Annotated in this window: 22 protein-coding genes and 1 pseudogene; 8 read left to right on the top strand and 15 right to left on the bottom strand. The window is 71.3% G+C overall.

From position 1 onward, the window contains the following. Position 1: 1 nt before the first annotated feature. Genes ACLLJJ_RS32470 through ACLLJJ_RS32455 form a run of 4 tightly spaced genes read right to left on the bottom strand, consistent with a single transcriptional unit; the run spans position 2 to position 5,693 of the window. The gene (locus ACLLJJ_RS32470) at positions 2–280 is read right to left on the bottom strand and encodes an acyl carrier protein (RefSeq protein ID WP_434597761.1); all 279 of its coding nucleotides are present in this window, start codon (positions 278–280) and stop codon (positions 2–4) included. A 51-nt stretch (positions 281–331) separates the two neighbouring features. After that, complete coding sequence (locus ACLLJJ_RS32465; RefSeq protein ID WP_434597759.1) at positions 332–2,122, bottom strand: acyl-CoA dehydrogenase family protein; 1,791 nt, start codon at positions 2,120–2,122, stop codon at positions 332–334. A 9-nt stretch (positions 2,123–2,131) separates the two neighbouring features. Continuing rightward, positions 2,132–3,907: an acyl-CoA dehydrogenase family protein gene (locus ACLLJJ_RS32460; protein WP_434597756.1), complete on the bottom strand. Its 1,776-nt coding sequence runs from the start codon at positions 3,905–3,907 to the stop codon at positions 2,132–2,134. Between the two features lies 1 nt (position 3,908). Then, positions 3,909–5,693 carry a fatty acyl-AMP ligase gene (locus ACLLJJ_RS32455; protein WP_434597754.1) on the bottom strand — a complete coding sequence of 595 codons (1,785 nt, stop codon included), beginning with the start codon at positions 5,691–5,693 and terminating at the stop codon, positions 3,909–3,911. Between the two features lie 190 nt (positions 5,694–5,883). Here ACLLJJ_RS32455 and ACLLJJ_RS32450 point away from each other — a divergent pair, with 190 nt between their 5' ends. Continuing rightward, positions 5,884–6,312, top strand: coding sequence for an SRPBCC family protein (locus tag ACLLJJ_RS32450; protein WP_434597752.1), 429 nt, complete (start codon positions 5,884–5,886; stop codon positions 6,310–6,312). Between the two features lie 184 nt (positions 6,313–6,496). Here the strand turns inward: ACLLJJ_RS32450 and ACLLJJ_RS32445 are convergent, their stop codons facing one another. Continuing rightward, positions 6,497–8,428, bottom strand: coding sequence for an HAD-IIIC family phosphatase (locus tag ACLLJJ_RS32445; RefSeq protein WP_434597750.1), 1,932 nt, complete (start codon positions 8,426–8,428; stop codon positions 6,497–6,499). Between the two features lie 106 nt (positions 8,429–8,534). Further along, positions 8,535–9,233, bottom strand: coding sequence for a hemerythrin domain-containing protein (locus ACLLJJ_RS32440; RefSeq protein WP_434597748.1), 699 nt, complete (start codon positions 9,231–9,233; stop codon positions 8,535–8,537). A 202-nt stretch (positions 9,234–9,435) separates the two neighbouring features. Between ACLLJJ_RS32440 and ACLLJJ_RS32435 the strand changes: the two genes are divergently transcribed. The 3 genes from ACLLJJ_RS32435 (at position 9,436) to ACLLJJ_RS32425 (ending at position 13,466) form a co-directional block, all read left to right on the top strand. Then, a complete protein-coding gene (locus tag ACLLJJ_RS32435; protein WP_434597745.1) occupies positions 9,436–10,716 on the top strand; it encodes an FAD-dependent oxidoreductase in 1,281 nt (426 codons plus the stop codon). 70 nt (positions 10,717–10,786) lie between these two features. Beyond that, the gene (locus tag ACLLJJ_RS32430) at positions 10,787–12,007 is read left to right on the top strand and encodes a cytochrome P450 (RefSeq protein ID WP_434597742.1); all 1,221 of its coding nucleotides are present in this window, start codon (positions 10,787–10,789) and stop codon (positions 12,005–12,007) included. 154 nt (positions 12,008–12,161) lie between these two features. Then, complete coding sequence (locus ACLLJJ_RS32425; protein WP_434597740.1) at positions 12,162–13,466, top strand: FAD-dependent oxidoreductase; 1,305 nt, start codon at positions 12,162–12,164, stop codon at positions 13,464–13,466. Here ACLLJJ_RS32425 and ACLLJJ_RS32420 read toward each other — a convergent pair. The 3 genes from ACLLJJ_RS32420 to ACLLJJ_RS32410 all read right to left on the bottom strand — a co-directional run bounded on the left by ACLLJJ_RS32420 (position 13,369) and on the right by ACLLJJ_RS32410 (position 17,757). After that, positions 13,369–13,989, bottom strand: a complete 621-nt coding sequence (locus ACLLJJ_RS32420) for an SRPBCC family protein (protein WP_434597738.1) — start codon at positions 13,987–13,989, stop codon at positions 13,369–13,371. The two genes, ACLLJJ_RS32425 and ACLLJJ_RS32420, sit on opposite strands and share 98 nt — an antisense overlap. A 281-nt stretch (positions 13,990–14,270) precedes the next feature. After that, positions 14,271–15,488 (bottom strand): cytochrome P450, encoded by a 1,218-nt coding sequence (locus ACLLJJ_RS32415; RefSeq protein WP_434597736.1) that lies wholly within the window; start codon positions 15,486–15,488, stop codon positions 14,271–14,273. 46 nt (positions 15,489–15,534) lie between these two features. Continuing rightward, complete coding sequence (locus tag ACLLJJ_RS32410; protein ID WP_434597733.1) at positions 15,535–17,757, bottom strand: MMPL family transporter; 2,223 nt, start codon at positions 17,755–17,757, stop codon at positions 15,535–15,537. Positions 17,758–17,893: 136 nt separating this feature from the next. Between ACLLJJ_RS32410 and ACLLJJ_RS32405 the strand changes: the two genes are divergently transcribed. The 4 genes and pseudogenes from ACLLJJ_RS32405 (at position 17,894) to ACLLJJ_RS32390 (ending at position 20,244) form a co-directional block, all read left to right on the top strand. Continuing rightward, a complete protein-coding gene (locus ACLLJJ_RS32405) occupies positions 17,894–19,018 on the top strand; it encodes an amidohydrolase family protein (protein ID WP_434597731.1) in 1,125 nt (374 codons plus the stop codon). Further along, positions 19,015–19,386 carry a metal-sulfur cluster assembly factor gene (locus ACLLJJ_RS32400; RefSeq protein WP_434597728.1) on the top strand — a complete coding sequence of 124 codons (372 nt, stop codon included), beginning with the start codon at positions 19,015–19,017 and terminating at the stop codon, positions 19,384–19,386. Before ACLLJJ_RS32405 ends, ACLLJJ_RS32400 begins: the two co-directional genes overlap by 4 nt. A 130-nt stretch (positions 19,387–19,516) precedes the next feature. Beyond that, positions 19,517–19,961, top strand: a pseudogene (locus ACLLJJ_RS32395) (transposase); the annotation flags it as partial. After that, positions 19,933–20,244 (top strand): transposase, encoded by a 312-nt coding sequence (locus tag ACLLJJ_RS32390; protein ID WP_434597725.1) that lies wholly within the window; start codon positions 19,933–19,935, stop codon positions 20,242–20,244. The pseudogene ACLLJJ_RS32395 and the gene ACLLJJ_RS32390, both read left to right, overlap by 29 nt. A 90-nt stretch (positions 20,245–20,334) precedes the next feature. Here ACLLJJ_RS32390 and ACLLJJ_RS32385 read toward each other — a convergent pair whose 3' ends face one another. From ACLLJJ_RS32385 to ACLLJJ_RS32360, 6 genes are all read right to left on the bottom strand, one after another. After that, complete coding sequence (locus tag ACLLJJ_RS32385; protein ID WP_434597723.1) at positions 20,335–20,946, bottom strand: NADPH-dependent FMN reductase; 612 nt, start codon at positions 20,944–20,946, stop codon at positions 20,335–20,337. A 98-nt stretch (positions 20,947–21,044) separates the two neighbouring features. Beyond that, on the bottom strand, positions 21,045–22,373 hold the full coding sequence (locus ACLLJJ_RS32380) for a phytoene desaturase family protein (RefSeq protein WP_434597721.1): 1,329 nt from the start codon (positions 22,371–22,373) through the stop codon (positions 21,045–21,047). Then, the gene (locus ACLLJJ_RS32375; protein WP_434597719.1) at positions 22,370–23,866 is read right to left on the bottom strand and encodes an aminotransferase class III-fold pyridoxal phosphate-dependent enzyme; all 1,497 of its coding nucleotides are present in this window, start codon (positions 23,864–23,866) and stop codon (positions 22,370–22,372) included. Before ACLLJJ_RS32375 ends, ACLLJJ_RS32380 begins: the two co-directional genes overlap by 4 nt. A gap of 43 nt (positions 23,867–23,909) precedes the next feature. Next, on the bottom strand, positions 23,910–24,788 hold the full coding sequence (locus ACLLJJ_RS32370; protein WP_434597717.1) for a methyltransferase domain-containing protein: 879 nt from the start codon (positions 24,786–24,788) through the stop codon (positions 23,910–23,912). A gap of 45 nt (positions 24,789–24,833) precedes the next feature. Continuing rightward, positions 24,834–25,913 (bottom strand): type III polyketide synthase, encoded by a 1,080-nt coding sequence (locus ACLLJJ_RS32365; RefSeq protein WP_434597715.1) that lies wholly within the window; start codon positions 25,911–25,913, stop codon positions 24,834–24,836. Then, positions 25,910–26,398: a hypothetical protein gene (locus ACLLJJ_RS32360; RefSeq protein ID WP_434597713.1), complete on the bottom strand. Its 489-nt coding sequence runs from the start codon at positions 26,396–26,398 to the stop codon at positions 25,910–25,912. The genes ACLLJJ_RS32365 and ACLLJJ_RS32360 overlap by 4 nt, the downstream gene beginning before the upstream one ends. Positions 26,399–26,423: the final 25 nt, after the last annotated feature.

Raw genomic sequence — 26,423 nt, 5'->3', positions numbered from 1 at the left:
GTCAGACGGCTCCGCTCTCCGCGGAGAACTCTTCCATCAGGTGCTGCGCGAGCGCCTGGACGGTGGGGTAGTCCCAGGCGACCGTCGGTTCCAGCACGAGGTCGAAGTCCTCCTCGATGTCACCGCAGAGGCTGAGCGCCGCCACGGAGTCCAGGCCGTACTCGGCCAGCGGCACCGAGGGGTCGATCTCCGACGGCCGGCGCTTGAGGTAGAGGGCGATGCGCTCGGCAAGCCACGTGGTCAGCGACTCGGAGGTATGGACGGTGGTCGGTGCGGACATGGTGCACTCCTCGGCGGGGTCGGCGGTGCTTGCGTGGGCCGTAATCGGCGGTCAGCCGGCCAGTGGCGTGTTGTACAGGTCGTAGCTGCGGTGGTCGTGGAAGCGGCGCAGTACCTCCTCGTGCACCCGGGCCTCGCAGGTGTCCGGCAGGGCGGGAGTCTGGTGTCCGAGCCGGCGCTCAAGGCGGTGCAGGGCGGCGGCGAGCCAGGACGGGTCGGCGAGGAACGCGTCGTCGCCGCTCAGCGCGGCCTGTCGCCAGACGCCGATGACCGAGGCCGCGGCCAGCAGTACCGAGTAGCGGTCGGCGAGCGCGAAGCTGGTGGGGCTGGCGAGCGCGGTGCGGTCCAGCGGCAGCAGCGCCAGGCTCTCCTCCTGGATCTGCCGGAGCTCGTCCATCATGCGCATCGCCGACCGGTGGACCGCGCACGCCTCCGCGGTGTCGGTGGGCAGTTCGTCCACGGCCGCGACCAGGGAGGCGCTCAGTCCGTCCCGGCCGCTGGCCAGGGCGAGCCGGTCGAAGGGGATCTCCGGGAGGTCGTCGCGGAGCCGGAAGAGCGCGTCGGGCGCGGGCGCGCCGCTGAACCAGGCGCGCCTGGCCAGCCGGGAAAGCTGCGGAATGATCGTGGCCTGGCAGGCCGCGGAGCCCGCGTGGCCGAGGCTGAGCACCGGAAGGTCACGTACGTGCTTCTGGAAGATCCCGAACTCGCCCTCCCTGGTGTAGGACCGGGCCCCGAGGATGATGGAGAGGCTGTGCATCGCCTCGTTGAGGACCTTGGGGACCAGGTACTTGGTCGCGGCCGCGTACACACTGGTCTCGTCGGGCAGCAGGTGCACGGCCCTGGTGGCGGTGAGCGAGAGGCTGTCGCAGATCAGCAGGTCGAGGAAGGCGTCGGACAGGGTGCCCTGGGCGTGCGGGATCTCCATCACCGTGCGGCGGTAAAGATTGCGGCCCAGGGCGAAGCGCACGACGGTGCGCAGGCAGGTGTCGGTCGCGCCGAGCGCCATGCCGGGTACGGCGCTGCGGGTGATCTGGAAGGCGCGCAGGGCCAGTTCGACGCCCTTGCCCTCCTCGCCGACGAGCGCGGTCGCGGGCACCGGGCTGTGGTCGAAGTCGAGCCCGGACAGGTGGCAGCCGCGGACGCCGACGGCGGCGTAGCGCGGCAGCACCCGGTAGGTGTCCGGGTCGAGTTCGGCCTGTTCGGCGTAGAGCACGGAGTGGCTGCGGCTGCCGGGGGCCGGGTCGGTGCGGCTGAACAGGACCCAGGCGGCGGCGCGGTCGGCATTGTTGATGACCTGCTTGGCGCCGTTGAGCAGATAGCCGCCGCCGTCCCGGGGAAGGGCCTCGAACTCGTTGCGCACGAAGTCGTTGCCGTGTGCCAGCTCGTGGTAGGCGACGGACACCTTGCCGTTGTCGAGGAGCAGCCCGGCAAGGCGCTTGCGCTGTTCGTCGGTACCGGTGGTCCAGATGTTGACGCTCGCCATGAAGGTCGTGACGCCGTAGCCGAGGCCCAGCGAGATGTCCCGGCGGAAAACCTGGCGCATCACCCTGACCAGGGTGTCGATGCGCTCCAGCCGGCCGCCGAGTGCGCGGGGCACGAAGTCGGCGTTGAGTACGAGACCGTCGAGCAGCCGCTCGCCGGTCTCGGACAGCTCGCCCGCCTCGTCCGCCTCGAGCAGCCGGGTGTAGGACAGCGCGTTGCGCTCGTCCGTGGGGTCGCCGAGCCGCTCCTCCAGCTCCGCGACCCTGGCCGCGACACGGGCCTCCTGGCCGGTGTGCTCGTACTCCGCATGGCTTGCGGCGGACGCTCCGTGCGCCGCCTGGGCCGCTGTACCGATCCGCATGGCGTCCTCTCAGCTCTTTCCGGTCGTGCCGGTCGTTCCGGTCCAATGACCCGGCTGCCGCTGCGGCAGCAGCGAGAAGACCTCGCCCCGGGTACGGGTGGCCCGCAGGTGGTCCAGCAGGTCCTCGTACGCCCGGGGGTCGTCGGTGCCCGGTTCGCCGAGGCGGACCAGGATCCGGTCGAGGGCCGTCCGCAGCCACAGCGCGTCCTGCCACAGCGCGCCCGCGGACCCGGTGCCCGCCGCGTCCGCGCTGTGCGTCCACAGGCCGAGGCAGACCGCGCCCGCGTAGCACAGGGCGTAGCGGCGGGCGGTATCGAAGACCTCCGGCGGTACGTCGCCCACGACGCCCTGTTGCGTCTCCATCTCGGTGTGCAGCCGGTCGGTGATGTCCATCAGGCGCCGGGCCGCGGCTGCGGCGCCGGCCAGTGCGGGGCTCTTCGCGGCGCGGCGGGACAGTGCGTCGACCGAGTCCTTGAGCCCGGCCTGTACGCCGCTGCCCCGGCGGGCCACCAGCGACAGCTTCGCCGGTTCCAGTGGGGGCAGTGGGGTGGTCAGGTCGTATGCGGCTGCCGCGCCGGCGGCGTCGCCGGTGCCTCGTCGGTGGCCGCGTACGAGTGAACGGAACTGGTTGATCAGGGAGTTCAGGTTGACCAGGGTGTTGCCGTCGAAGAGGCCGACGATGCGGTGGTCGCGCTCGACCTTCTGGAAGCGGCCGTCCGCGTGCACGTCCTTGAGGAAGGCGCGGGCCCCGAGCACCCGGGTCAGGTCGCCGAGCACCTGCTCGGTGCCGCTGGGCAGCAGGTACTTCGTGACGGCCGCGGTGACACTCATCTCCGCGGTCTGGGTGTGCACGGCGCGGGAGGCGACGACGGCCACCGCCTCGTGCAGCAGGACGTCGGCGGCGGCGGTGGCCAGGACGTGGCGGGCCTGCGGGAGCTCGACGAGCCGCCTGCCGTAGAGCTCGCGCTGTTCGGCGAAGTCGACGGTGAGTCCCAGACCGTGGTCCGCGGCGCCCAGCGAGAGCGAGGCGCACATCGTGCGGGTCAGCTGGAGCGCCTTGAGCACGGTCTCGACGCCGCCACCCTCCCTGCCCACGAGCGCGTCCCTGCCCACCGGTGCGGCGTCGAAGGTGATCCCGGAGATGTCGGCGCCCCGGATGCCGTGGGTGCGCACCTTCGGCAGGTGGCGGTAACTCCCCTCGGGCAGGGTGCGCTTGTCGACCAGGAGCACGCTGAAGCCGCGCGGTCCGCCCTCGGGGTCCGTGCGGGTCAGGAGGGAGAGGAGGGTGCCGCGCGTGGCGTTGTTGATCAGCCACTTCTCTCCGCCGACCAGCCAGTCGCCCGCGCCGTCGGCGCACGTCACGCCGACCTGCCCCGCCAACAGGTCACTCCCGTGGGCCCGTTCGGTCAGCGCGAGGGAGACCGCGTGGCCGCCCCGGATGTCCTTGCCGAGCCGCTCGGCCTGCTCCGCCGAACCGTCGACCCACACGCACACACCGCCGAGATAGGTCTTGCCGTGCCCGATGGCGACGGTGAGATCGCGGCGGGCGACGGTACGGCTGAGCTGGAGCAGCTGCTCGTAGTCGTGCAGCCGCCCGCCGTGCTGCTCGGGGACGTAGTAGCCGGCGAGGCCCCACTCCTCCAGGCGGCGGCAGATGTCGGCGGGGAACTCCTCCTTCTCGTCGAGTTCGGCGCAGCGCGCGTACGAGAACGTCTCGGTGGGGTCCCGCGGGTCGCCGAGGAAGCGGTCGAGCTCCTCGGCGAGCCGGTACGGCGGATGCTCCATGTCAGACCACCGGCTCCAGGGTCTGACCGGTGGCGTCGGCGACGATCTCGCGGACCGCGGGCTCCAGCACCTCGTACAGCGGGGTGAGGGCGCCCTCCAGGAAGAGCTTGCGCATCAGGGTGCGCTGGATCTTGCCACTGGTGGTCTTGCGGATGGTGCCGGGGCGGACCAGCATCACGTTCCCGGCGGGGACGTTGAAGTCCTTGCCGATGAGCTGCTGGGCGGCGGTGGCGACGGCACGCAGGTCCGTGCTGACGGCGCTGACCCGTATCTCCTGGAGAATGATCAGGTGTTCGCGGTCCGTGTCGACGGCGAACACGGCGCCGGAGCCGACCGCCAGGGCCTTGTCGCTGGACTGCACGGCGCGTTCGACGTCCTGCGGGTACAGATTGCGCCCGGCGAAGATCACCAGCTCCTTGAGCCGCCCGGTGACATAGAGCTGGCCCTCCTCCAGGACACCGAGGTCGCCGGTGCGCAGCCAGCCGCCGGAATCCTGGCCGCCCCGGCCGTCGGCGATGGCGGCGTCGAAGATCTCCTTGTTGGTCTGCGGGCGCTTCCAGTAGCCCTGCGCGACGCTGTCGCCCTTGGCCCAGATCTCGCCCACGCTGCCGTCGGGCTGCTCCTGGAGGGTCTTCGGGTCGACGATGCGTACGTCGAAGTCCTGGATGACGCCGCTGCTGACGAGGGTGCGGGAAGAGGCGTCCTGCTGCGGGTCGACCAGTTCGCCGCGCTCCAGACCCGCCGCGTCGACGCTGCGGACGACCGGACGGGTGTCCGTCGGTGTACCGGAGACCAGCAGCGTGGTCTCCGCCATTCCGTAGCAGGGGAAGAAGGCCTCGGGGCGGAAGCCGGCCGGTGCGAAGCGCTCGGTGAAGGCCCGGATGGTCTCGACCCGGATGGGCTCGGCGCCGTTGCAGGCCGCCTCCCAGGTGGACAGGTCGAGGGTGGCGAGCTGCTCGTCGGTGACCCGGCGCAGGCACAGTTCGTAGGCGAAGTTGGGGCCGCCGCCGATGGTCACCCCGTAGTCGCCGATCATCTGCAGCCAGCGGTGCGGGCGCTTCAGGAACGAGACGGGCGACATGAGCGCCGCGGTACCGCCCAGGTAGAGGGGCTGGAGGATGTGCCCGATGAGGCCCATGTCGTGGTAGAAGGGCAGCCAGCCGCCGTAGCGGGACCCCGCGTGCGAGGACACGGACCGCTGGATCGCGGCCTCGTTGGCGAGCAGATTGCTGTGCGAGACCATGACGCCCTTGGGGTCGCTGGTCGAGCCCGAGGTGTACTGGAGGAACGCCAGGCTCTCCGGGGTGACCGTGGGCACGGCGTACGCGCTCGCGTCGCCGAACCCGTCGGAGTCGGTCGCCAGGCAGAGCACGTCGTTCATGCCTTCGGCGGCCAACCAGGCGGAGATCTCCGGGGCGTTGGCCGAGTCCGTGAGCACCGCGCAGGCCTGCGCGTCGCGCAGGATCCCGGAGACCCGGGAGAAGTGCTTGCCCTGCTCGCTGGGGAGCGGGGCGGGCACGGCGACGGCCCCGGCGTAGAGGCAGGCCGTGAAGGCCTTGATGAAGCCGGTGCCCGACGGGTAGAGCAGCAGCACCTGCCGGCCGGTCGCGCCGTGCTCCTGGAGCCAGGAGGCGATACGGCGGGCCTCCAGGTCGAGTGCGCCGTACGAAAGATGTTCCGGAGCCGAGCCTTTGGCATCGTCCGGCAGAAAGATGAAGGCATCCTCGGAGCCGAGCTCTTCGGTGCGCGCCAGCACCAGTTCCGTGAATGTGCGGAAGCTTGTCAACGTCTTTCCCTGACCTCTCCGAGATCCGCTGGCATGGCGCCGGCGAGGGTTGTTCGGACGATTCCGATCGTGCTCGGAGCTGCTAAGGGCTCACTTGCGCGGTGCGTTCCGCCCTGTCGGCGGCAGCTTCCGGGCGCTGAATTGTCGGTAACGTTGCGCCAACCACGGCCAGGCAAAGGGGTATTGGGTCATGCGCAGAATTTCTTCCACGATCGAGATATCGGCCGACCCCGAACGGGTGTGGTCGGTACTGTCCGATTTCGGTTCCTTCCATGAATGGAACCCCTTTCTCGTGAGCGCCGCGGGCCGGGCCGAAGCGGGTGCCGGGTTGGTGCTGCGCTTCAGGCTGGCGTCCGGCCGTGAGATGACCTTCAGGCCCACGGTGCTGGTGAGTGAGCCGGGCCGGTTGCTGCGCTGGCGTGGCCGGTTCGGGGTGCCGGGGATCTTCGACGGGGTGCACAGCTTCGAGCTGGCGGCGGTGCCCGGCGGCACCCGGGTGGTGCAGAGCGAGCGGTTCAGCGGCGTGCTGGTCCCGTTCACCGGCCCGGTCATCACGCAGTCCCAGGAGGGCTTCGCCGAGCTGAACGCGGCGCTGAAGGCACGCGTCGAGGCGGGGTAGGGCGGGCGTGGGACCGGTACGCACATGGGCCTGCCGTCCGCCCCGGGGGATTGGGCGGACGGCAGGAGTCGGTGGGTGGTGGGTGGTGGGACGGGCCCGTGGCGTGGGATGCGGGGGTCTCGGCTCTCGGCGTGTGACTCCCGGCGCGCGCCTCTCGGTGCGCCGTGCGCTCGGTGCGCCGTGTTCAGCCGCGCCCGCGCCCGAAGGACGCTTCGAGGGTCACGTGGGCGGGCACCTCGGGGAGTTCCGTGAGCGGGTGGTGGAAGGACGCGGCTCCGTCGGGGTCCTCCGCTGTGGTCCCGAAGCCGACCGAGGGGTAGAAGTCGCGTACCCGGTGGTTCTTCGCCGTGCGCGCGTAGCGGGCGTGGACCGCCGCCGCTCCGGTGTCCGCGGCGTGCCGCAGCAGCGCGGCCATGGCGGCCTGCTCGATGCCGCGGGCGAAGACCCGGCAGCTCAGCAGCACATTGTCGATGTGCAGGCCGGCTTCGTCGAAGTGGGCGAAGAGCGCGCCCACCACCCCGTTGTCCCCGAACCGGTCGCCGGACCGGACGGCGAGCACCAGCTGGTCGGGCGAGTCGAGCAGCCGGCGCACGTCGGACTGCTGCAACCGTTGCGTGGTCAGGTTGAACTGATTGGTGCGCAGGGTGAGTTGGGAGACGCGGGCGAGCTCGTGTTCGTCCACGGGCGAGACGCTGACCCGTACGTCCAGGTCGCGGAGGTACTCCTCCATCGACCCCGCGTTGTCGAGCAGGCCCTGCCGCTCGCCCTCGGTGCGGTACTGCACCGCACGTCCGCGGTCCTCCGCGGTCAGTTCGCGTACGTCGAACCAGCCGTCGGCGAGCAGTCGGTCGATGTGCAGGGCCGGCTCCTCGTCGAGCCGTACCAGGGCAACTTCTGGCAGGCCGGCGGCGACCAGACCGCACTCGAAGGGCGAGTCGTCGGCGAAGACGAAGCTGTCGATCCCCAGATTGATCCGGGACGCGATGTCGCGCAGATTGCCGTCCTTGGGCTGCCAGTTGGCGTTGATCCGGACGAAGTCGCTCTCCCGCAGCACCATGTCGGGGTGGTCGCGCAGCACGCCGAGCACCGGCTCCTGGTCGTTCTTGCTGCAGACGGCGAGCAGGACGCCCTGGGCGCCGATCTGCTTGACGGTGCGCTGGAACATGCCGAAGGCCTGGCCCCGGTAGGTCGTGGCGGCCGCGATGCCGGCCGGGCCGTCGTCGCCGAGGATGCCGTCCCACAGGGTGTTGTCGAGGTCGACGACCAGGACCTTCTTGGCCCGGCCGCGCAGGGCGCGTGCCAGGTGGCCGGCCTCGCGGGCGTAGTGGGCGAGGAGCTCCTCGCCGAGCTGGACCTTCGCGTAGGCGGCGAGCCGGCTGTCGCGCACCGGGCCGCACTCGGCGATCAGCGGGTCGAGGTCGACGACGTGCAGCCGGGGGTGCCGCGATGCGAGCCGCAGCAGACCGGCATTGAACTCCCGCCACAGGGCGGACAGTTCGGTGCGCGACCGGTGGTCGACCAGCTGGTGGGTGTGGGCGCGCAGCAGCGGCAGGGTATTGAGGACGAGCGTGCCCGGCCCGAACTCGCCGTAGCGGGCGACGAGCCGGTCGAGCAGTGCGAGCTTGGACGCGACGGCCTCCGCCACGTCCTCCACCCGCCACGGGTTCGGCAGTTCGTCGAAGACGATCTGGGCGTCGAGCAGGCAGAGCGCGAGGTCGGTGCCCGGGGCGTACAGCGGGCTGCCGGTGTCCTGCAGGTCACGGAGCCACGCGTCGTAGTCGCCGGCGAGGGGCCGCAGCGGTATGCCGTGCCGGGCGAGTTGGGCGGTGAGCGGGGCGATCAGCGCGTCCAGCGTGCCGTGGCCGGTGATCGCGGCGGTGAGCGGCGCCGCGCCGGGGTGCAGCGCGGCGATCTCCTCGGGCGCCACCTTGGCCAGCAGGCGGCCGGCCCGGGACAGCTCGGCCCAGGGGTCGGCGCCCTGGTCGAGCTCGGCGAGGAGCCCCTGCACCGCCGGGTACTCGGCGGCGATCCTGCCCTGCGTGTGCAGCGCGCGCAGTTGGTCCAGCGCTCCGGTCCGCCCGGTCTCCGGGGGGCGCACTGATACGGGTGCGGTCACGACTTCTGCCTCATTTCTCGGTTCGCCTGTGCCGGCTTCGCCGGTGGCGCCGGCTCACCTCTGCCGACTCTTCGCCGGGGCGCCGGAGCCCCCGGCCGCACTCGGGTCACCGGCGCGAACCGGTCGTGGCCGGCGGTGGTCCGTGGAGTTTCAGCAGGGCGCCGCGCCGCAGCCTCTTCCCCGCCAGCCGCCACAACAGCCGGACCGGGGCGGGCAGTCGGCCCAGGAAGGCCGCCCGCTGGTCGTCGCCCGCGGCGGCTGAAAGCGCCCCGAGCATGTACAGCCGGTGGGACCCGGGGACCGCGGCCCGGCCGCGCTCGCTCAGCCGCGCCCATTCGGCTCCGGTGAAGCGTTCGGGGACGAGCGGAAGGACGTACAACTCCTCGTCCGCCAGGTGCTCTTCGAGGGCGGGGACGAGGGCTTCGCAGGCCCCGGCCACAGCCTCGCGCAGCTCCGGGTCGCCGGTGTCGCGCCAGTCGGGCAGTGCTGCGGACAACCGGCCGAGAGCCCGGGCGATCCGCTCGTGCTGCTCCTCCATCCGCTCCACCAGACCCTGTTCGACCGCCGGGTCGTTCATGAGCCGGGGCCAGACCAGTTCGTCCTCGGCGAGGTGGTGTTCCTCCAGCATCACGGCGAGGGCGGCGAGGTACGCGGCGACGGTACGGCTGCGCCCGGTGTTGTGCGCGCCGACGCCGCGCACAAGGGGGGCGGCCGACCCGTACTCCCGCAGGAAGAGGCGGTGCACGAGCACCATCTCGTCGGTGTCCGGGGTGTCCGCACTGTTGCGCGTGTCCACAGCTGCCATGCCGTCCTCCTCCGTGTCTTCGCCCTCGGCCCACGATGCCCTCGACGGTGCGGGTCCCGAGCCTTTCCGAGTGTTCTTAAGGGCTGCTTGCGCGGTGTTGCCCGGCGGGTACGGGCGGTGGCTGCGGGCCCGGATGCAAGCCGTGCTTTAGCCGGCCCTCGGATGCTCGGCGCGACCATCACTCCCGTGGAGAGGCAGAGCGATGACAGCAGCCGTGGAAGCACAGGTCTGCGTGGTGGGGGGCGGCCCCGCAGGTCTGGCCCTTGCGCTGGAACTGGCCCGCAGGTCGGTCTCGGTCGTCGTCGTGGAGCAGAGCAGCCGCTTCGACCGGTCGTTCCGGGGTGAGTCCATCTCCCCCGACTCGGTCTGGCTGCTCCAGCGGATGGGGATCCTCGACAAGGTCCGCGACCAGACGCTGGAGACCCGGCGGATGGAGATCGTGGACCGGGGACGCACCGTCCTGAGCGCCAATTTCTCCGACTACGACCAGCCGTGCCCCTACCCCATGGAGCTGCCCCAGCCGCCCCTGCTGACCGCCCTCGCGGACGCCGGCAGTGAGCTGCCCGGCTTCCGCCTGATGCGCAAAACCGTAGCGACGGCGCTGCTGCGGGAGGCGGGCGGCCCGGTGACCGGGGTGCGCTGCAAGGGGCCCGACGGGGAGTTCGAGGTGCGCGCGACCCTGACCGTGGGCGCCGACGGGCGGTTCAGCAAGACCCGGGAGATGTCGGGTCTGCCGTACGAGAAGGTGCCGCTGGAGCGGGACTTCGTCTGGTTCAAGGTGCCGCGGCCGGCCGTCTGGGACGGGCACACCTACCGGATCAGGATCATCGACAACCGGCACGGGCTCTTCATCCCGACCGTCCCCGATCTGGTCCGGGTCGGGTTCAACATTCCCAAGGGCGGCCTGCGCGATATGCGCCAGCAGGGCATCTCCGCGCTGCACGCCCGGATGGACGAGCTCGCCCCCGAGATCTCCCAAGGCGTCCGGGAGTCCGTCACCCAGTGGTCCGACACCTCGATGCTGGATATCTTCACCACCGTCGTCCCCCGCTGGTCGCGACCGGGTCTGGTCCTCATCGGCGACGCCGCGCACACCCTGACGCCCGTGCTGGGCCAGGGCGTCAACCATGCGATCACGGACGCGGCGGTACTGGCCAGGCTGGTCGCCGACGCGTTCGGCGAGGGTGACGAACCGGCCGCGCTCGGCCGGGCGACGCAGCGGTTCCAGCAGGAACGTGAGGGCGCGGTGACCCGGGCCCGGGGGCTGCAGCTGCGGCAGGAGAAGGCGTTCGCGCTGTCCGGGCGCATCCCCGGCCTGCTCAGGAGCACGGCGTACCGCCTGGCCAATTCCAGCAGTCGCATCAAGCGCAAGGTCTTCGCCAATCTCTACTACCCGCTCCAGGAGGCCGCGGCGAGCGACCCCCTGCTGATCGCCCCGGTCCCGGTCCCGGGCCCGTCGACCACCGTGCACTCCCCCACCTGACACGCATCAGATCGTCACAGCCGTAGAAGCACCTGACCGCCGCAGCTGAAGCAGAAGAAGAGGACGTGCGATGACCGCCAACCCCGAAGCGCCCGAGACTGCCGAGCCGGTTCTCTCCTACCCCTTCGAGCGAGCCGCCGGGCTGCAGCAGTGCCCGATGTACGGCAAGCTCCGCGAGGAGAGCCCGGTGGCGGACGTCCAAATGCCCAGCGGCGATCATGCCTTCCTGCTCACCAAGTACGACGACGTCCGCACCGCGCTGTCGGATCCGCGGTTCAGCCGCGCCGCCACCCTGGAGCCGGGCGCGCCGCGCCTCGCCGCCGCGCCGCAGAACTTCAAGAGCCTGCTCAACATGGACCCGCCCGAGCACACCCGCGTCCGTAAGCTCGTCTCCCGAGAATTCACCGTCCGCCGAGTGGCCGCCCTGCGCCCCCGCATCCAGGAGCACACGGACGCCCTGCTGGACGCGATGGAGGCACAGACCGGGCCGGTCGACCTGGTGCCCGCGCTGGCCTTCCCGCTGCCGGTCACGGTGATCTGCGAGCTGCTGGGCGTGCCGTTCGAGGACCGGGAGAAGTTCGCGGCCTGGTCGAGCGTCTTCCTGGCCACCACCTCCCGTACGAAGGAGGAGATGCTGGGCGCCCAGCTCGGACTGCGCACCTACCTCGGGGAACTGGTCGCGGCCAAGCGGGAGCAGCCCGGCGAGGACCTGCTCTCGGCGCTCGTCTCCATCCACGACGAGGACGACGACCGGCTCAGCGAGGAGGAGCTGATCTTCCTCGGGATCAGCCTGCTGGTCGCGGGGCACGAGACCACCGTGAACCAGATAGCCAACAGCGTGGTGTCGCTGCTTGAGCACCCCGAGCAGCTGGAGCGCCTGCGCAAGGAGCCGGAGCTGATCGGCACCGCGGTCGAGGAGCTGCTGCGGATGCATCCGCCCGGCGACGAGGCGCTGCTGCGCATCACCCTGGAGGACGTCGAGTTGAGCGGGGTGACGATCCCGGCGGGCAGCGCGGTCCTGGCCGGCCTCAGCTCCGCCAACCGGGACGGCGCCCAGTTCGAACGCCCCGACGAGCTGGACTTCGACCGTCCGGCCAACCCGCACTTCGCGTTCAGCCACGGCCCCCACTACTGCATCGGCTCGGGCCTGGCCCGGCTGGAACTGCAGATCGCCATCGGCTCGTTGATCCAGCGCTTCCCGACCCTGCGCCTCGCGGTGCCCGCCAGTGAGCTCAGCCGCCCGGAGGGAATGCTGGTGCACGGCATCAGTTCCCTCCCGGTCACCTGGTAACGGAGCCCCCGGACCGCCCCCCACCCCCACAACCCGGCCACCCCCCGAGCCCCAGCCCCCCGCACACAGCCCGGACAGGGGGTGCCACCCGACACCCGCACCAGGGGCCCCGGCATTCGCCGGGGCCTCCACTGGTGGCAGAGGCAGGAGAAACGTGGATAAAGAACTGAGCACCCAGGTCTGTGTGGTCGGCGGCGGCCCGGCCGGTCTCACACTCGCGGTGGAACTGGCCAAGCGCGCGGTGCCCGTCGTGGTGCTGGAGCAGAGCGCGCACTTCAACCGGTCGTTCCGCGGCGAGTCCGTCTCACCCGACTCGGTCTGGCTGCTGGAGCGGCTGGGGCTGCTGGAGCGCCTGGAGGGCGAGTACGAGCAGATGCGGCACATGGAGATCATGGACGCCGGCCGTACCGTGCTGCGGACCGACTTCGCCGATTTCCCCTACCCGCAGCCCTTCCCGATCGAGCTCCCGCAGTCGACGCTGCTCTCGGCACTGGCCGAAGCCGGCTCCGCGTACCCGGACTTCACCCTGCTGCGCCAGGCCACGGCCGCGGGGCTGATACGGGAGCCGGGCGGTCCGGTCACCGGGGTCAGGGCGCGCACCCCCGACGGCGATGTGACCGTACGGGCGACGCTGACCGTCGCCGCGGACGGGCGGTTCAGCAAGACCCGTTCGCTGTCCGGCCTGCCCTTCGAGAAGCTGCCACTGGACCGGGACGTCGTCTGGCTCAAGCTGCCGATGCCGCCCGAGTGGGACTCCGCCACGTACCGCATCCGCATCGACGGCGATCAGCACGGGCTGTTCATCCCGACCAGGCCGGACAGTGTCCGGGTGGGCTTCAACATCCCCAAGGGCGGCTTCAAGCAGCTGCGCGCGCAGGGGCTGCCGGCGCTGCACGCGCGGATCGCCCGACTGGCACCCGAGCTCGCCGGCACGGTGCGCAGAGAGATTCTGGCCTGGTCGGACACCTCCGCGCTGGACATCTTCACCACCGTCGCCCCGCGCTGGTCGATGCCGGGTCTGACCCTGATCGGCGACGCCGCGCACACCCTCACACCGGTCCTGGGACAGGGTGTCAACCACGCCATCATCGACGCCGTCACACTGGCCCCGCTGATCGAAGGTGCGCTGGCGGACGGCGGTGGTGTGGTCGAACTGCTGCGCGCGAGCGAGGAGTTCCAGCTGGCCAGGCAGGATTCGGTCAGCCGCTCCCGGAGCCTTCAGCTGCGCCAGGAGCGGCTCTTCGCACTGCACGGGCGGCTGGGCGGCGGCTACCGCCGACTGCTGTACCGGACAGTCGACGGCAGTCGGGCGCTGAAGCGGCGGGCGTTGGCCGGTGCGTATTTCCAGCTTCAGCCGCGGCTCAGCCCGCGGAGCGCACCCGCTCCTTCAGCGCCTCGTTCATCGCGCGGAACTGAGGCAGTGTCTCGCCCTCCAGCTGACCCTTCAGGAAGGGAGTGAGGGCGCCGCTGAAGCGCTCGCTCTGCGTGAACCGCACCTGACCGGAGCCGAGGCTCTCGATGGTGAAGCGGTGCTCGCCGTCCGCGAGCCAGCCCGGGCCGAGCCTGCCGATCCAGCGCAGCTCCCGGCCCGGGTCGACGGCCAGTACCTCGGGCGTGAAGGTGGTCTCGCCGCTCGGGTGGCTCATCTGGTTGCGCAGCCGCGCGCCCACCTCCAGGCGGCCCCCGTCGGAGGTCACCTCGGCCTGCTTCATGAAGGGGTTCCACTCGGCGTAGGCGTCGAAGTCCGCGAGGACCTGCCAGACCTCGTCGGGGGTCGCCCGGAGCTCGATGGACGCCGTCAGCCGGACCGGGCGGACGTTGGTCCACACTGTGTAGCCGGTGAGGGCCACCAGGAGCCCCAGTGCGGAGAACACCGGCCACCTCCTGCGCCGCCGCGGGCTACGGGCACCGGCCTCGGGCCGGCCGGGTTCCGGCAAGGGCTCGGCGTTGTCGGTGCTCTCCTGGGGGGTGGTCTTCATCATCGGGTCCCTTCCTGCTGGGGTGGGGGGTGACCTCGCGTGGGCCGTGGCCGGCCCACTGGTGACGAGTCGCTCTGCGCGGGTACGGGTGCGGGGACCGGCCCACTCGGGTGCACGGGTTACCTGGACGAGTCCTCACCGCACGACGGGATTCCGCGCGCCGGGATTCCCGCGCGCCGGGATTCCCGGGTCCGGCCATGGCGGGGCCCGGGGCCCCTTACCGCTCCGGGCCCCGGGTCGTCGTACCGGCTGCTGTCCCAGCACGATTCCTGCCGTACCGGCAGCTACCAGGTCACCGGCAGCCGGTTGAGGGCGTGGACCATCATCCCGGTCGTCATCTCCAGCTTCGCCACGTCCTCGGCGAGCGCCAGCTTCGGGAACCTGCGCAGCAACGAGCCGATGACGATCTGGAGTTCGGCCCGTGCCAGCGCGGCGCCCAGGCAGAAGTGCGGGCCGTGCCCGAAGGCGAGTTGCGCCGTCGCCGACGGTCTGGCCGGGTCGAAGTCGTCCGCCGAGCCCGGCTCCTGGAAGCGCCGCTCGTCGCGGTTGGCCGAGCAGATCGCGGCGAGCACCGCGCTGCCCTTCGGGATGGTGGTGCCCGCGATCTCCACGTCCTCCAGGGTGACGCGCAGCGGGCCGCCGTCGCCGATGGGGTTGATCCGCAGCAGCTCCTCCACCGCGTGTTCCACCATCTCCGGCCGTTCGCGCAGGGCCTTCAGGTGCTCCGGATGGCGCAGCAGCGTCAGGACGGAGGTGCCGATCATGCTGACGGTGGTCTCGTGTCCGGCGACGAGCAGGGTGATGCCCATCGTGATCAGTTCCATCTCGCTGAGGCTGCCCTCCTCGTCCCGGGCGGCGACGAGCGCGCTCATCAGGTCGTCGGCCGGCTCGTCGCGCTTGCGCTGGGCGAGCGCGCCCAGGTACTGGACCATGGACGTCCGCTGCGCGACGACCTCTTCGGGCGAGTGCGAGGTGAGCGACACGAAAGCGTCGGACCAGCCGCGGAAGCGGTCCCGGTCCTCGTAGGGCACGCCGAGGAGTTCGCAGATGACCATCACGGGCAGCGGGAACGCCAGCGCGGTGTTGAGGTCCACCGGCGTGGGGAGCTGCTCCATCGCGTCCAGCAGGCCGTCGGTCATCTCCTGGATGCGCGGGCGCAGATTCTGCACCCGGCGCGCGGTGAACTCGCGTGAGACGAGCTTGCGCAGCCGGGTGTGCTCGGGTGGGTCCATGGTGAAAAGGCCGCCGGCCATGGGCGGGTTCTTCGACAGCTGCGGCGCTCCGGGCGCCACGGTGGCCGCCCGGCTGAAGCGCGGGTCGGCGAGGACGGTACGGACGTCCTCGTACCGGCTGACCACGTATCCCTCGTCACCGCTGGGCAGCCCGACGTGGGCGACCGGGCAGGTGGCCCGCAGTTCCTCGTAGACGGGCGGCACTTCGACGGCCGACGGACGGTGGAAGGGGTACTGGTGGGGCGGGGCGGTTCTGGTCTCGGTGTCCATCAAGTCCTCCTGCGGCAACGGGGAAGCGGGCGTCGGCCGGAACGCGTCACGGTCGGGACGCCCCTGCCCGGACGGTCGGCTGCTGGTCGTGGTCCGGCGGCCGGGGGATGTCCACCGGCTTCGGGGCCGCCCCGGTCGACGGGGGTTCCATCCGGTCGAGGCGCAGCGCGCTGTGCAGCTTGCGCAGCGGGGCCGGCGCCCACCAGTTGGTGCTGCCGAGGAGCGCCATCAGCGACGGCACGAGGAGGGCCCGTACGAGCGTCGCGTCGAGCAGCACGGCGAAGGCCGTACCGAGGCCCAGCTCCTTGATGAAGACCAGCCGGGACAGCGCGAGCGCTCCCACGGCGACGCAGAAGAGCACCGCCGCCGAGGTGACGATGGGGCCCGTCCTGGCGAGCCCTTCGGCGACGGCCTCACGGTCGTCGAGACCGGCCGCCTTCGCCTCCTTGATCCGGCCGAGCAGGAAGACGTTGTAGTCGGTGGAGAGCCCGAAGGCGAGCGCGAAGACCAGGACGGGCGTGGTGACCTCGATGCCGCTCTGGGCCTCGAAGCCGAGGTTGCCGTCCTGGAAGATCCAGACGAGGAAGCCGAGCGCAGCGCCGGTGGAGAGCATGTTCATCAGCAGCGCCTTGAACGGCAGGAGCACCGACCCGGAGAAGGCGAAGAGCAGCAGAAGCGTGACCACAGTCAACACCCCTATGGCCAGCGGCAGATGGTTGCCGATGGACTGCTGCTGGGCGAGGGTGTCGGCGGTCAGGCCGGTGAAGCGGGCGGGGTGCGGGGCGGTCAGGTCCTGCACGTCGGACGCCGCGTCCTGGGCCGTGGTGCCCAGCGGGGTCCCATCGAGGATCGCGTCCACCTCCCAGTGCTTCGCGTCCAGCCGGAACGGCTCGCCCACCGATGCGACGCCGGGTACGTCCGCGACCTCGCGGGCGTACGCGTCCACTTCGGCGCCGCCCTGCGGGGTGTCCAGGACGATCTGCAGCGGCGACGCGGGGGGCATCTCGAAGTCGCGCTCCAGGGAGTCGGCGACCTGGCCCGCGCTGGTCTCGGGGGGCAGGGTGGCGGCGTCGGCGCCGCTGAAGCGGATGCCGAGCACCGGTGAGGCGATCAGCAGCAGTACGGCCGTGGCGACGACGGCGATGAGGCCGGGGCGACGCATCACGGCCGAGGCAAGACGGTGCCAGCGGTTGCCGGCGGCCTCGTCCGTCGACTCGCGGCGCTGCCAGCGGCGCGGGGCGAGGGAGTTGACGCGGGTGCCGAGTGCGGCGAGCAGCGCGGGCAGCCCGAGCAGCGCGAACAGGGCAGCGGCGATCACGGTGATGACCCCCGCGAGGCCCATCGACCGCAGGTAGGGGTGCGGGAAGGCGATGAGCGCCGCCAGCGCGGCGGCGACCGTCAGCGCGCTGAACAGGACGGTGCGTCCGGCGGTCGCGACCGTGCGGCGCAGCGCCTCGGCGCTCGCGCCGTGCACGGCGATCTCCTCGCGGTAGCGGGAGACGATCAGCAGTCCGAAGTCGACCGAGAGACCGAGCCCCAGGGCGAAGGCGAGGTTGAGGGCGCCGGTGGAGACGTCCATGAACTCGGTCGCCAGCCGCAGCCCGGCCAGGGTGAGCAGCAGGGACACGAAGGCGCCGATGAGCGGCACGAAGGCGGCGACGACGCCGCGGAACACCAGGAAGAGCAGAATCAGGATGAAGGGCAGCGCGTAGCCCTCGGCCTTGGCGAGGTCCGTGTTGGACACCTCGGCGACCTGTACGTGGCCGGGGGTGGGACCGCCGAGGAAGACCTTCCCGCGCAGCGCCGGGTTGTCCTCGATGGCTTTCTGCAGGGCGCCCTCGGCGTCGACGGTCGCCGACTCCTTCATCTCGCCGACCATGCCCAGGACGACAGTGCTGCGGGAGTCCTTGGAGATCAGCGCGGGGTTGCCGGCGGACGCGTAGTCGACGACCTTCTCGACCTCGGGCCGGGCGCGCAGCAGCGCCGCCGCGGCCTTGACGGTCTCCGGGAGCGCGGCTTCGGGGGCGATCGGTGCGTCGGTGCGGACGAGGAGGGCGTAACCCTCCTGCGCGTCGATGCCGCTGGCCCGCTCGATGATCTCGCGGGCGGCGACGTTGGAGCCGCCCGGATCGTCGTAGTCGGAGAGCCCATTGGTCAGCTTGCTGTCCACGGTCCCGCCGAAGAAGCCGGCCAGGACGGCGGCGAGGACGGCCAGCAGCAGGCCGACGCGCCGCCGGGCGTGCAGTGCGGAGCCCAGAGCAGAGAACATGGATCGTCACCTTCCGTTGGTGCGAGCAGTGTTCTCCCGGTCCCTTTAGTCCCGCTGAAGACCGAGGTCCGACACTCGGCGCCAGGCTGCGTTCCCGACGTACGCGCCCCGGCAACCGCTGCGACAGGAGACCCAGTTGATCGACAACATGTTCGTCATCGATGCCACGGTCCACCCGTACAACCTGGCCGACAGCAATCTGAAGCAGGACCCGGCCGGCAACCCTGACCTGCACGCCTATGTGCTCCGGGAGATGCTCTGGGGCATGCACGAGCGGTTCTCCACCGAGGGCTCGGGCATTCCCCGCGAAGCCTTCTGCACCGACTGGCCGGTGGAGCTGCTGGCCCGGACGATGTTCACCGAGTCCGATGTCGATTTGGCCGTGAATCATCGCCTGCGCATCGACAGCGTCTTCGAGGACGGCCTGTGCAACGGCGAGAAGAACCGGGAACTGGCCCTGAAGTGGCCGCAGCGCGTCATACCGTACGCGGGGCTCAACCCGATCCTGGGGATCGACCGCTGCCTGCGTGATCTGCGCGAGCAGGTGGCGCAGGTGCCGGGCACCATCGGCATCAAGATCTATCCCAACGCCGGTTCACCGGACCACAGTTGGCGTCTTGACGATCCGTCGTTCGAGCCGCTGTACGACGTCGCCAAAGAGCTCGGCATCAAGATCATCGCGGTACACAAGATCGTGCCCAACGGCCTGGTGCCGCTCTCCCCGTTCGGCATCGACGACCTCGAAAGGGTCGCCATCCGCCATATCGACCTCTCCTTCGAGATCGTGCACGCGGGCCTCCCGCCGTTCGTCGAGGAGGTCGCGATGGCGCTGATGCGACTGCCGAACGTCTACGCCAACCTGGAGATCACCTCCGCGATCCTCACCCATGGCATGGGGTACGTCGAGGAGGCCCTGGCGCAGCTCATCTCCCTCGGCGGCGCCGAGAAGATCATCTACGCCTCGGGCGCCCTGCACTTCCACCCGCAGCCGGTGCTGGAGAAGGTGGCCCGCCTCACCTTCTCGGACCGCGTTCTGGAGAAGTACGGCCTGGAGCAGATCACCCGGGAGCAGCGGGAGGGCTTCCTGGCCGGCAACTACGCGCGCATCGCGGGAATCGACCTCGCCGCGGCGGCCGAGGCCGTACGCGACGACGAGTTCGGGCAGCAGCGCGCCGAGCACGGCCTGCGCCCGATGTGGTCCAACTGGCGTGAGATGCAACCCGAGTTGTGGGCGCCCGCACAGGCCGGGGCCGGCGCGTGAGCGGCGTCGGGGAGAGCGCGGCGGAGCGGGTGCACGACGCGCTCGGCGAGGTCTACGACCCGTGCAGCCAGTCCTGGCAGCGCCCGATGAGCCTGGTCGACCTCGGCCTGGTCCGCGGCGTCGAGGTCGACGACAACGGGCGGGCCCAGGTCACCATCAGCCTGACGGCCCCGTTCTGCATGGCGGTGCCGACCATCCTGCAGTCGATCGAGCAGAAGGTCGGCAATGTCGCGGGGATCACCCGGGTGGCCGTGGCCATCGACGGGGGCACGATATGGAACCCGGATCTCATGACCGACAAGGGCCGCGGCCAGCTGGCCGACGCCCGCGCGGCCGACCGGCGCACGCAGCTGCCACTGATCGTCTGACCGGATGTGACAGGCGGAGGGCCGGACCCGTATCGGACGCTGTTGGTGAATTCCGGCTCCCGCGTGACGTTGGCTCCCCAGACCTGGTTGTGGTCTTGGGAGCCGACGTTGTCGTATGGGGTGGGTGTCGATGTCGATGCGGCCGCAGGGGCCGCAGGGGGATCCCGGTGGAGACGGTGCGGGTGGCGCGGGCGGCCTTCCCGAAAGGGAGCCTGGCGATCCGGGTCCGCGATGAGCTGGGTGTTCTGTTCACCGATGAGCAGTTCGGGAGTCTGTTCCCGGTGCGGGGGAAGACTGCTTGGTCACGGGGGCGTCTCGCGATGGTGCTGGTGTCGCAGTTCGTGGAGGGGCTGACCGACCGGCAGGCCGCTGAGGCAGTGCGGGCCCGGATCGACTGGAAGTTCACGCTAGGACAGGAGCTGACCGATCCCGGCTTCGACTTCCCGGTGCTCTCGGAGTTCAGGGACCGTCTGGTCGGCGGGGACGCCGGGCGGGCGGTGCCGGACGCGATCCTGGTCGCGGCCCAGGAACGGGGACTGCTGACAGGTGGCGGGAACGCGCGGACCGACTCCACCCCGCCACGAATACGAAGCCCTCCATCAGGCCCGGCACCTACAGGCGACCGACGCGTGGAAGGACCGCTACAAGATCCGTGCCGGGGTCGAAGGAACCATCTCCCAAGGAGTGCAAGGCTGCGGCCTGCGCAGATCCCACTACTGGGGCCTCGGCAAGACCAGCCTCCAGCACCAGCTCACCGGCGCCGCGATCAACCTCATCCGCATCAACGCCTGGCTCACCGACCAACCCCACGCCCGCACCCGGACCAGCCCCCTGACAGCGCTCCGCCCCGCCGCATAACGACGGGTCGAAGCATCAGAGCCCAGGATTGACCAACAGCGTCCGTCACTCGGGTCCGGCCCTCCGCCTGTCACACGTTCGCCGCGCCGCCTAGCCGACAGCCGAGGCGCCGACCGCGGGCCGGTCCGCGGGCACGGCAGGGCGGGCGGCCCGCATCCGTGCGAAGTCCAGGACCTGGTCGGTGAGGATGTCGAGTCTGCGGGCCGTACGGAGATCCGCGCAGGTGTCGTCGGCGGCGAAGTCCGTGCCGGCCGGCACGACCACTCCCATCGGCACCGTCCAGCCGCGCAACGCCTGGGCGGAGGAGCGCAGTCCGGCGAGCGCTGAGGCCCCCGCCACGTCGTTCCACGCCACGGTCAGGCAGCCGATCGCCCGCCCGTCCAGATAGCAGGGCGTCTCCTGGGCCAGCTCCTCGGTGTGGTCCAGCGCGTTCTTCAGCAGCCCCGACATGCCACCGTGGTACGTCGGGCTGGCCAGCAACACACCGTCGGCGGCGCGCAGCGCCGCGAGCATCCGCCGGGTCTGCGGGGTTCGGCCGGCGGTCTGCGGGTCGTACAGCGGCAGGGCCAGGTCGGGGCCGTTCAGCAGGGTGACCTGGGCCCCCGCCCTGCGGGCCCGCATGGCGCAGGCGCGCAGGGCCGCCGCGGACACCGACGCTGAACGCAGTGAGCCGCCGAGGGCGGCGATACGGATCGGGCGCATGGCGACTCCGTGAGGGTCTTGGTTCCGGTGCGGTGCTCGGTCGAGGTGGGCCGGGAGGGCCCGCATGGTCGGAGACGGGGCGCGGGAGCCGCCCGTGGTCAGAAGCGGACGGCTGCCTCCTCGGCGGCTCGGACGGCGCTGAGCACGACGGCGTCCGCGAGCAGCCCGTGGGGCCCCACCCAGTCACCGGCGAGGAACACCCCGGGGTGGCCGGGCGCGCGCGGTCCCGGCCGGCCCGTGAGCCCGCCGAGGCGGGCCTCGGGCAACGCGCTCATGGTGGTGATGCGGGGCAGGAAGCGCTCATGGACGAGGACTTCGCGCCAGCCGGGCTGGCAGGTGTCGAGCATGGCGTGCAGCCGCGCCCGCACCTGTTCGGCGCCGAGGCCGGTCCCGTCGTCGTAGCGGGCCAGGTGCAGCACCGCGCCGCCGGGCGGCGCGAGGCGGGCCGTCGTGGAGAAGGCGGAGAGGTAGAGCGGTTCGTCGACGCCGAAGACCAGTGCGCGCCGGGGGTCGGGCAGTCGGCTGAGGGCCACGTCCAGGCAGGCGGTGTGCAGCGGGTGGCCCGCGGAGCCGGCCAGGCCGGGCCGCTCCAGGAGCGCTCCGGCCGCGCGGGGCGACAGCCCGGCGACGACCACGGCCCTGGCGCGTATACCCCGGCCGTCCGCCAGTCGTACGTACGGGGTGGACCCGCCCTCGACGGACGCGGCCCTGGCTCCGGTGCGCACGACTACGCCGAGCGCGGCGGCGCGGCCGAGCAGCGCGTCGACCACGCTGCGCCAGCCGCCGTCCACGTACCGGACGCCTTTGCGCACCTCGGCGAAGTGCCCGGCGAGCGCGTCGGCGCCGATCATGTCGGAGCGCCCCACGTAGGCGCTCATCCGCAGCACCGCGAAGGCCGCCTGCCGGGCCCGTTCGGTGGGCAGCCGGTCGCCGAGCCACTGGGCCGCGTCGGTCCCGGCCATCCTGGCGCGGGGCCGGGAGAGGGCCAACAGTCGGCCGACGGAGACGCGTTCGCGTGCGGACAGCAGCCCGGTCCGCAGCAGCGGCAGGGCGGCGGCGTAGCCGGGGTGGAGCGCGCCGTCGCGCAGGGCCAGTGCCCCGGCGACGTCCGGCTCGTGGCCGGGGACGCGCACGCCCAGGGCGCGCAGCTGCCGTTCGGTGGTCCGGTACAGGGCGCGGGGGCCAAGCCCGAGGAGGTAGCCGCCGTGGTCGGTGGTGCGGGCCCGGCCGCCCGCCTCCGAGCCCGCTTCGAGCAGCAGCACCTTGCGGCCGGGCCCGACGGCCCCGGCCAGCCGGACGGCGGCGGTGAGCCCGGCGAGTCCCGCGCCGACGACGACCGCGTCCGCCCGCTCGTCGCTCCGCGGGCCCGACGAACCGCGCCTGGGGGTGGCGAGTGGCGAGCCCGCGCGCACGGGGCCGGCGCTCACTGCGCGGCTGCCCCGGGCAGGATGAACGGGAAGTCGTGGCGCTGGAGTTCGAGGGCCGATTCGGTGACGGCCGTGTACAGCGCGTCCAGGTCCTCGGTGCTGTGGGCGCCGCCGGTGAACAGCATGGGCAGGCTGAGGGTGTAGAAGCCGCGCTTGCGCAGCATGAGGGTCAGCAGGAAGAAGGCGATCGGGTTCACCGATCCCGCGAACTCCCGGTAGTCGCCGTAGCTCTCCTTCTCCAGGAAGCCGAACGACCCGATGAAGTCGCCGAAGCCGACGAGCCGCAGCGGGATGCCGGTGCTGTCGCGGAATCCGGCCAGGCGCCGCTGGATCGTGGCGACCTTGGCGCGGGTCTCGGTGTAGTACGTGTCCCGCTGCTCGTGCAGCAGCGACAGGCTCGCGTACGAGGCGCTGAGCGCCAGGTGGTTGCCCGCGTGGGTGGTCTGGACGCAGGTCTTGCGGCCGATGTCGGTCAGCGGCAGCCCTGAGGTCTGTGCGTGGTCGAGCAGGGCCGCCCGGCCGCCCACGGCGGAGAGCGGGAGGCCGAGGCCGCTGATGACCTTGCCGAAGCAGTACAGGTCGGCGTGGATGCCGAAGTGTTCGGCCGCGCCGCCTGGTCCGTAGCGGAAGCCGGTGAGGACCTCGTCCAGGATGAAGGGGATCCGCAGCCGCTTGCAGCTCTCGGACGCGGCCCGGATGAGCGGCACGGTGTGTTCGACGTACGGGAAGGAGGAGGAGACGGCCTCGCCCAGGACGCAGGCCAGTTCGTCCTTGTGCCGCTCGATCAACTCCAGCGCTCGGGCCGGGTCGTTGGGCAGGACGAGCAGATCGCGCGGGTCGGCGACCGGAACGCCGGTCAGCGCGGGCGTGCGCTCGACGCCTCCGTCGGCGGCGCTGCTGGGGAAGGGGGTGGCGGGGTGGCCGTGGTACCAGAAGGCGGTGTTGTGCATGCCCAGGTCGTGCACCCCGTGCAGCGACCCCTCGAACTTGGCGACCATCCGGCGCCCGGTGTGCGCGCGGGCCAGCCTGATCGCCGCCGCGGTGGCGTCCGTACCGGAGTTGAGGAACGCGAACTTCTCGCAGTGCGGCACGAACTGCTTGAGCAGGTCGACGAGTTGCGCCTCGATGGGATGGCAGTAGCCGTTGCCCGAGGTGCTGCCCAGCTGGTCGCGTACGAACGCGACGACCTTCTCCGGGCTGTGCCCGTGCAGCGCCTGCGCCCCGAAACCGAGGTGGCAGTCGACGTAGGTGTTGCCGTCCACATCGGTGATGCGGCTGCCGTGCGCCTCGGTCACCACCATCGGGAACTGCGGTGCGTGGAAGGGCCAAAAGACGTGGTTGGACGCGTCGACCTCGCGCAGCCTGGAGGTGGCGGCCGTCGAGCCGGCCTGACGCTCGGACAGTTCGGTGAACAGATCGATCAGCCACGGCTGCGTGAGCAGGTCCGCGACCAGGGACTCGATCGAGGCGGTCGGCGCGGCCGTTGTGGTCATCGCGTTCTCCAGGTCTGGGTGCGGATCGGGGCGGCGGGAGGTGTCAGAGCGGGCGGGTGGCGCGCAGGACTCCGTAGCGCATCACGTCGCGCTCGTACGCCTGCTTCATCAGCGGCACGGAGTTGAGGAAGCGGAAGATGTCCATCCCCTTGGCCCGGATCATTTTCCAGATCATGGAGGGGTCACGGACGACGGGCTTGACGATGTCGGTGGAGAGCTTCCAGGTGTCCGACACCCGCTCCGACCAGTCGACGGTACGGATCTCCGCGAAGCCCAGCTCTTCGGCGATCGCCTGGTAGTGGTCCAGCGGCAGCACGTGGGAGACGACGAAGTCGCGGTAGATACGGTCGAGGAGCCGTGCCTCGTCGGGCGCCAGCCGGTCGTCGCGGGCGCACCAGGTGGCGACGAGCAGGGTGCCGCCCGGCTTGAGCACCCGGTGGCACTCGGCCAGGAACGCCTTCTTGTCCGGCATGAGTTCGCAGCTCTCCAGCGCCCACACCACGTCGAAGGTGGCGTCCGGGTAGTCCGTGTGCATCGCGTCGAGGAGCCGGAAGCCGGTGCGGTCGCTCACGCCCGCCTCGGAGGCCTTGGTCTCCGCGCGGCCGACCTGTTCGGCGCTGAGAGTGATGCCGTCGACCCGGCAGCCGAGACGCTCGGCGAGATAGACGGCGGAGGCGCCGATCCCGCAGCCGGCGTCGAGCACCCGCGTCCCCTCGGGCACCGGGCCGAAGGCGATGAGCTCGTCGACGAGCCGCACCTGGGCGGCGTGGCGTCCCGGGTCGGGCTCGCCCTCGGCCCAGTAGCCGTGGTGGATGTGCTCGCCCCACAGGTCCTCGTACAGCTCGATCAGGCCGTCGTAGTGGTCCTTGATCGCGTGGTGCAGGTCGGGGGTGGTCCATCGGGGCGTCAGCGCGCTGGTCATGGCATGCAGTCCCATCGGGGTCAAAGGCGGGCCGGGAGCGGCCGGTCAGAAGCGGACGAGCGCGGATTCCATGGTCAGGCCGGGGCCGAAGGCCATGATCACGGCGTGCTCGCCCGGCTGCGGGCGGCTGTCGCGCAGGATCCGTTCGAGGATGAGCAGGATGGTGCTGGACGAGCAGTTGCCGTATTCGGCGAGGATCGCGCGGGACGGCGCCAGCTGCTCGGGCGAGAGCGACAGCTTCTCCCCCACGAAGTCGATGATCTTCGGGCCGCCGGGGTGGATCCCCCAGTGCTCGATGTCGCCCGCCTCCATGCCGTAGGACGACAGCAGCTCCTTGACGAACGGCCCGATGGCCTCGGCCAGGTAGAAGGGCACATACGGCGAGAGGGCCATCCGGAACGCGGTGTCCTCGATGTGCCAGCTCATGGCGTGCGAGGTGTCGGGGTGCGTCTCGGTGTGGGTGCCGAGGATCACCGGGCCGGGGCCGCCGTCGTCGGCGCCGAGCAGCAGCATCGCCCCGGCGTCGCCGAACAGGGCGTTCACCACGGCCTGTTCCTTGGTGTACTCGGGTCGCAGATGGACGGAGCACACCTCGGCGGACCCGGCCAGGACCAGCTCGTGGGGGCGGGCCGCGACCGCGTCGATGCCGGTCTTGAGCACGTTGAACGCGGCGTTGCAGCCCATGTGCCCGATGAAGGTCCGCCGCAGGTCCTTGCGCAGCCCGAACTCCTCGGCCAGCAGGATGTCGGGGGTGGGGCCCGAGTATCCGGTGCAGCTGGCCAGGACGAAGGACCCGATCCGGTCGCTGTCCTCGCGGGTGCCGGTGGCGTCGAGCACATCGGCGACGTTGCGCCGGCTCATGGCGAGGAAGTGCTCCTGCCAGGCCTGCATGCGCGGCTTGATGAGCGGAAATCCGTCGGCGTACGCGGTGCGCGGGTCCCACGCCATGTGGCGGGTGCTCACACCTGAGCCCTGGAAGATCTCGGCGGCCTGCGGGACGTCCCGGAACATCTCCCGGTAGTACTCGTCGAAGGCGCTCTGCTGGGGAACGATGTTGTCCGGCGCCGTGGTGCGCAGTGCCAGCACCCGGGCGGCCCCGCGCTCCGGGGCCGTTCCGCCGCTCATGCCGGTACTCCCCCGGCCGTGACCAGGGCCTCGGCGCGCTCCTTGATGGCCTGTACGAAGCCCTCGGTGACCTGGTCGCTCTGCTGCCGGGCGAAGGGCTCGACGAGCGGTACGACCACCGGCGCGATGTTCACATCGGCCTCCGAGCGGGTGTCGATCTCCACGTAGGTGGTGCCCGGTGTGCTGCCCTCCGTGGTGCGGAACTCGCCCCAGGAGCGGAAGTTGTGGCTGCCCACGGGCTCCCAGCCGATCCGCGCGGGGTCACTCGTGTCGAACCGGGAGCGGTGGTCGGGGGTGTGGCTCACGGCGCCGTTGGAGATGGTGGCGAGCACATAGTGGTAGACGTCGTCGCCCTCGGCGGTGAGGGTCTCGACGCCGGGCATCAGCAGCCCGGTACCGACGATGTCGAGCAACAGGCCGCGTACGGCGTCCGGTTCGGCCCGGACCTCTAGACCGCTGGTGCTGGCGGAGCGTATGGCAACCATGGCGTCCTTCACGGTGGGTGAGTGT

Origin of the sequence: Streptomyces sp. A5-4 (assembly GCF_051131715.1) — a bacterium.
GTDB lineage: Bacteria > Actinomycetota > Actinomycetes > Streptomycetales > Streptomycetaceae > Streptomyces.
This window is presented reverse-complemented; position numbering and strand designations above follow the sequence as displayed.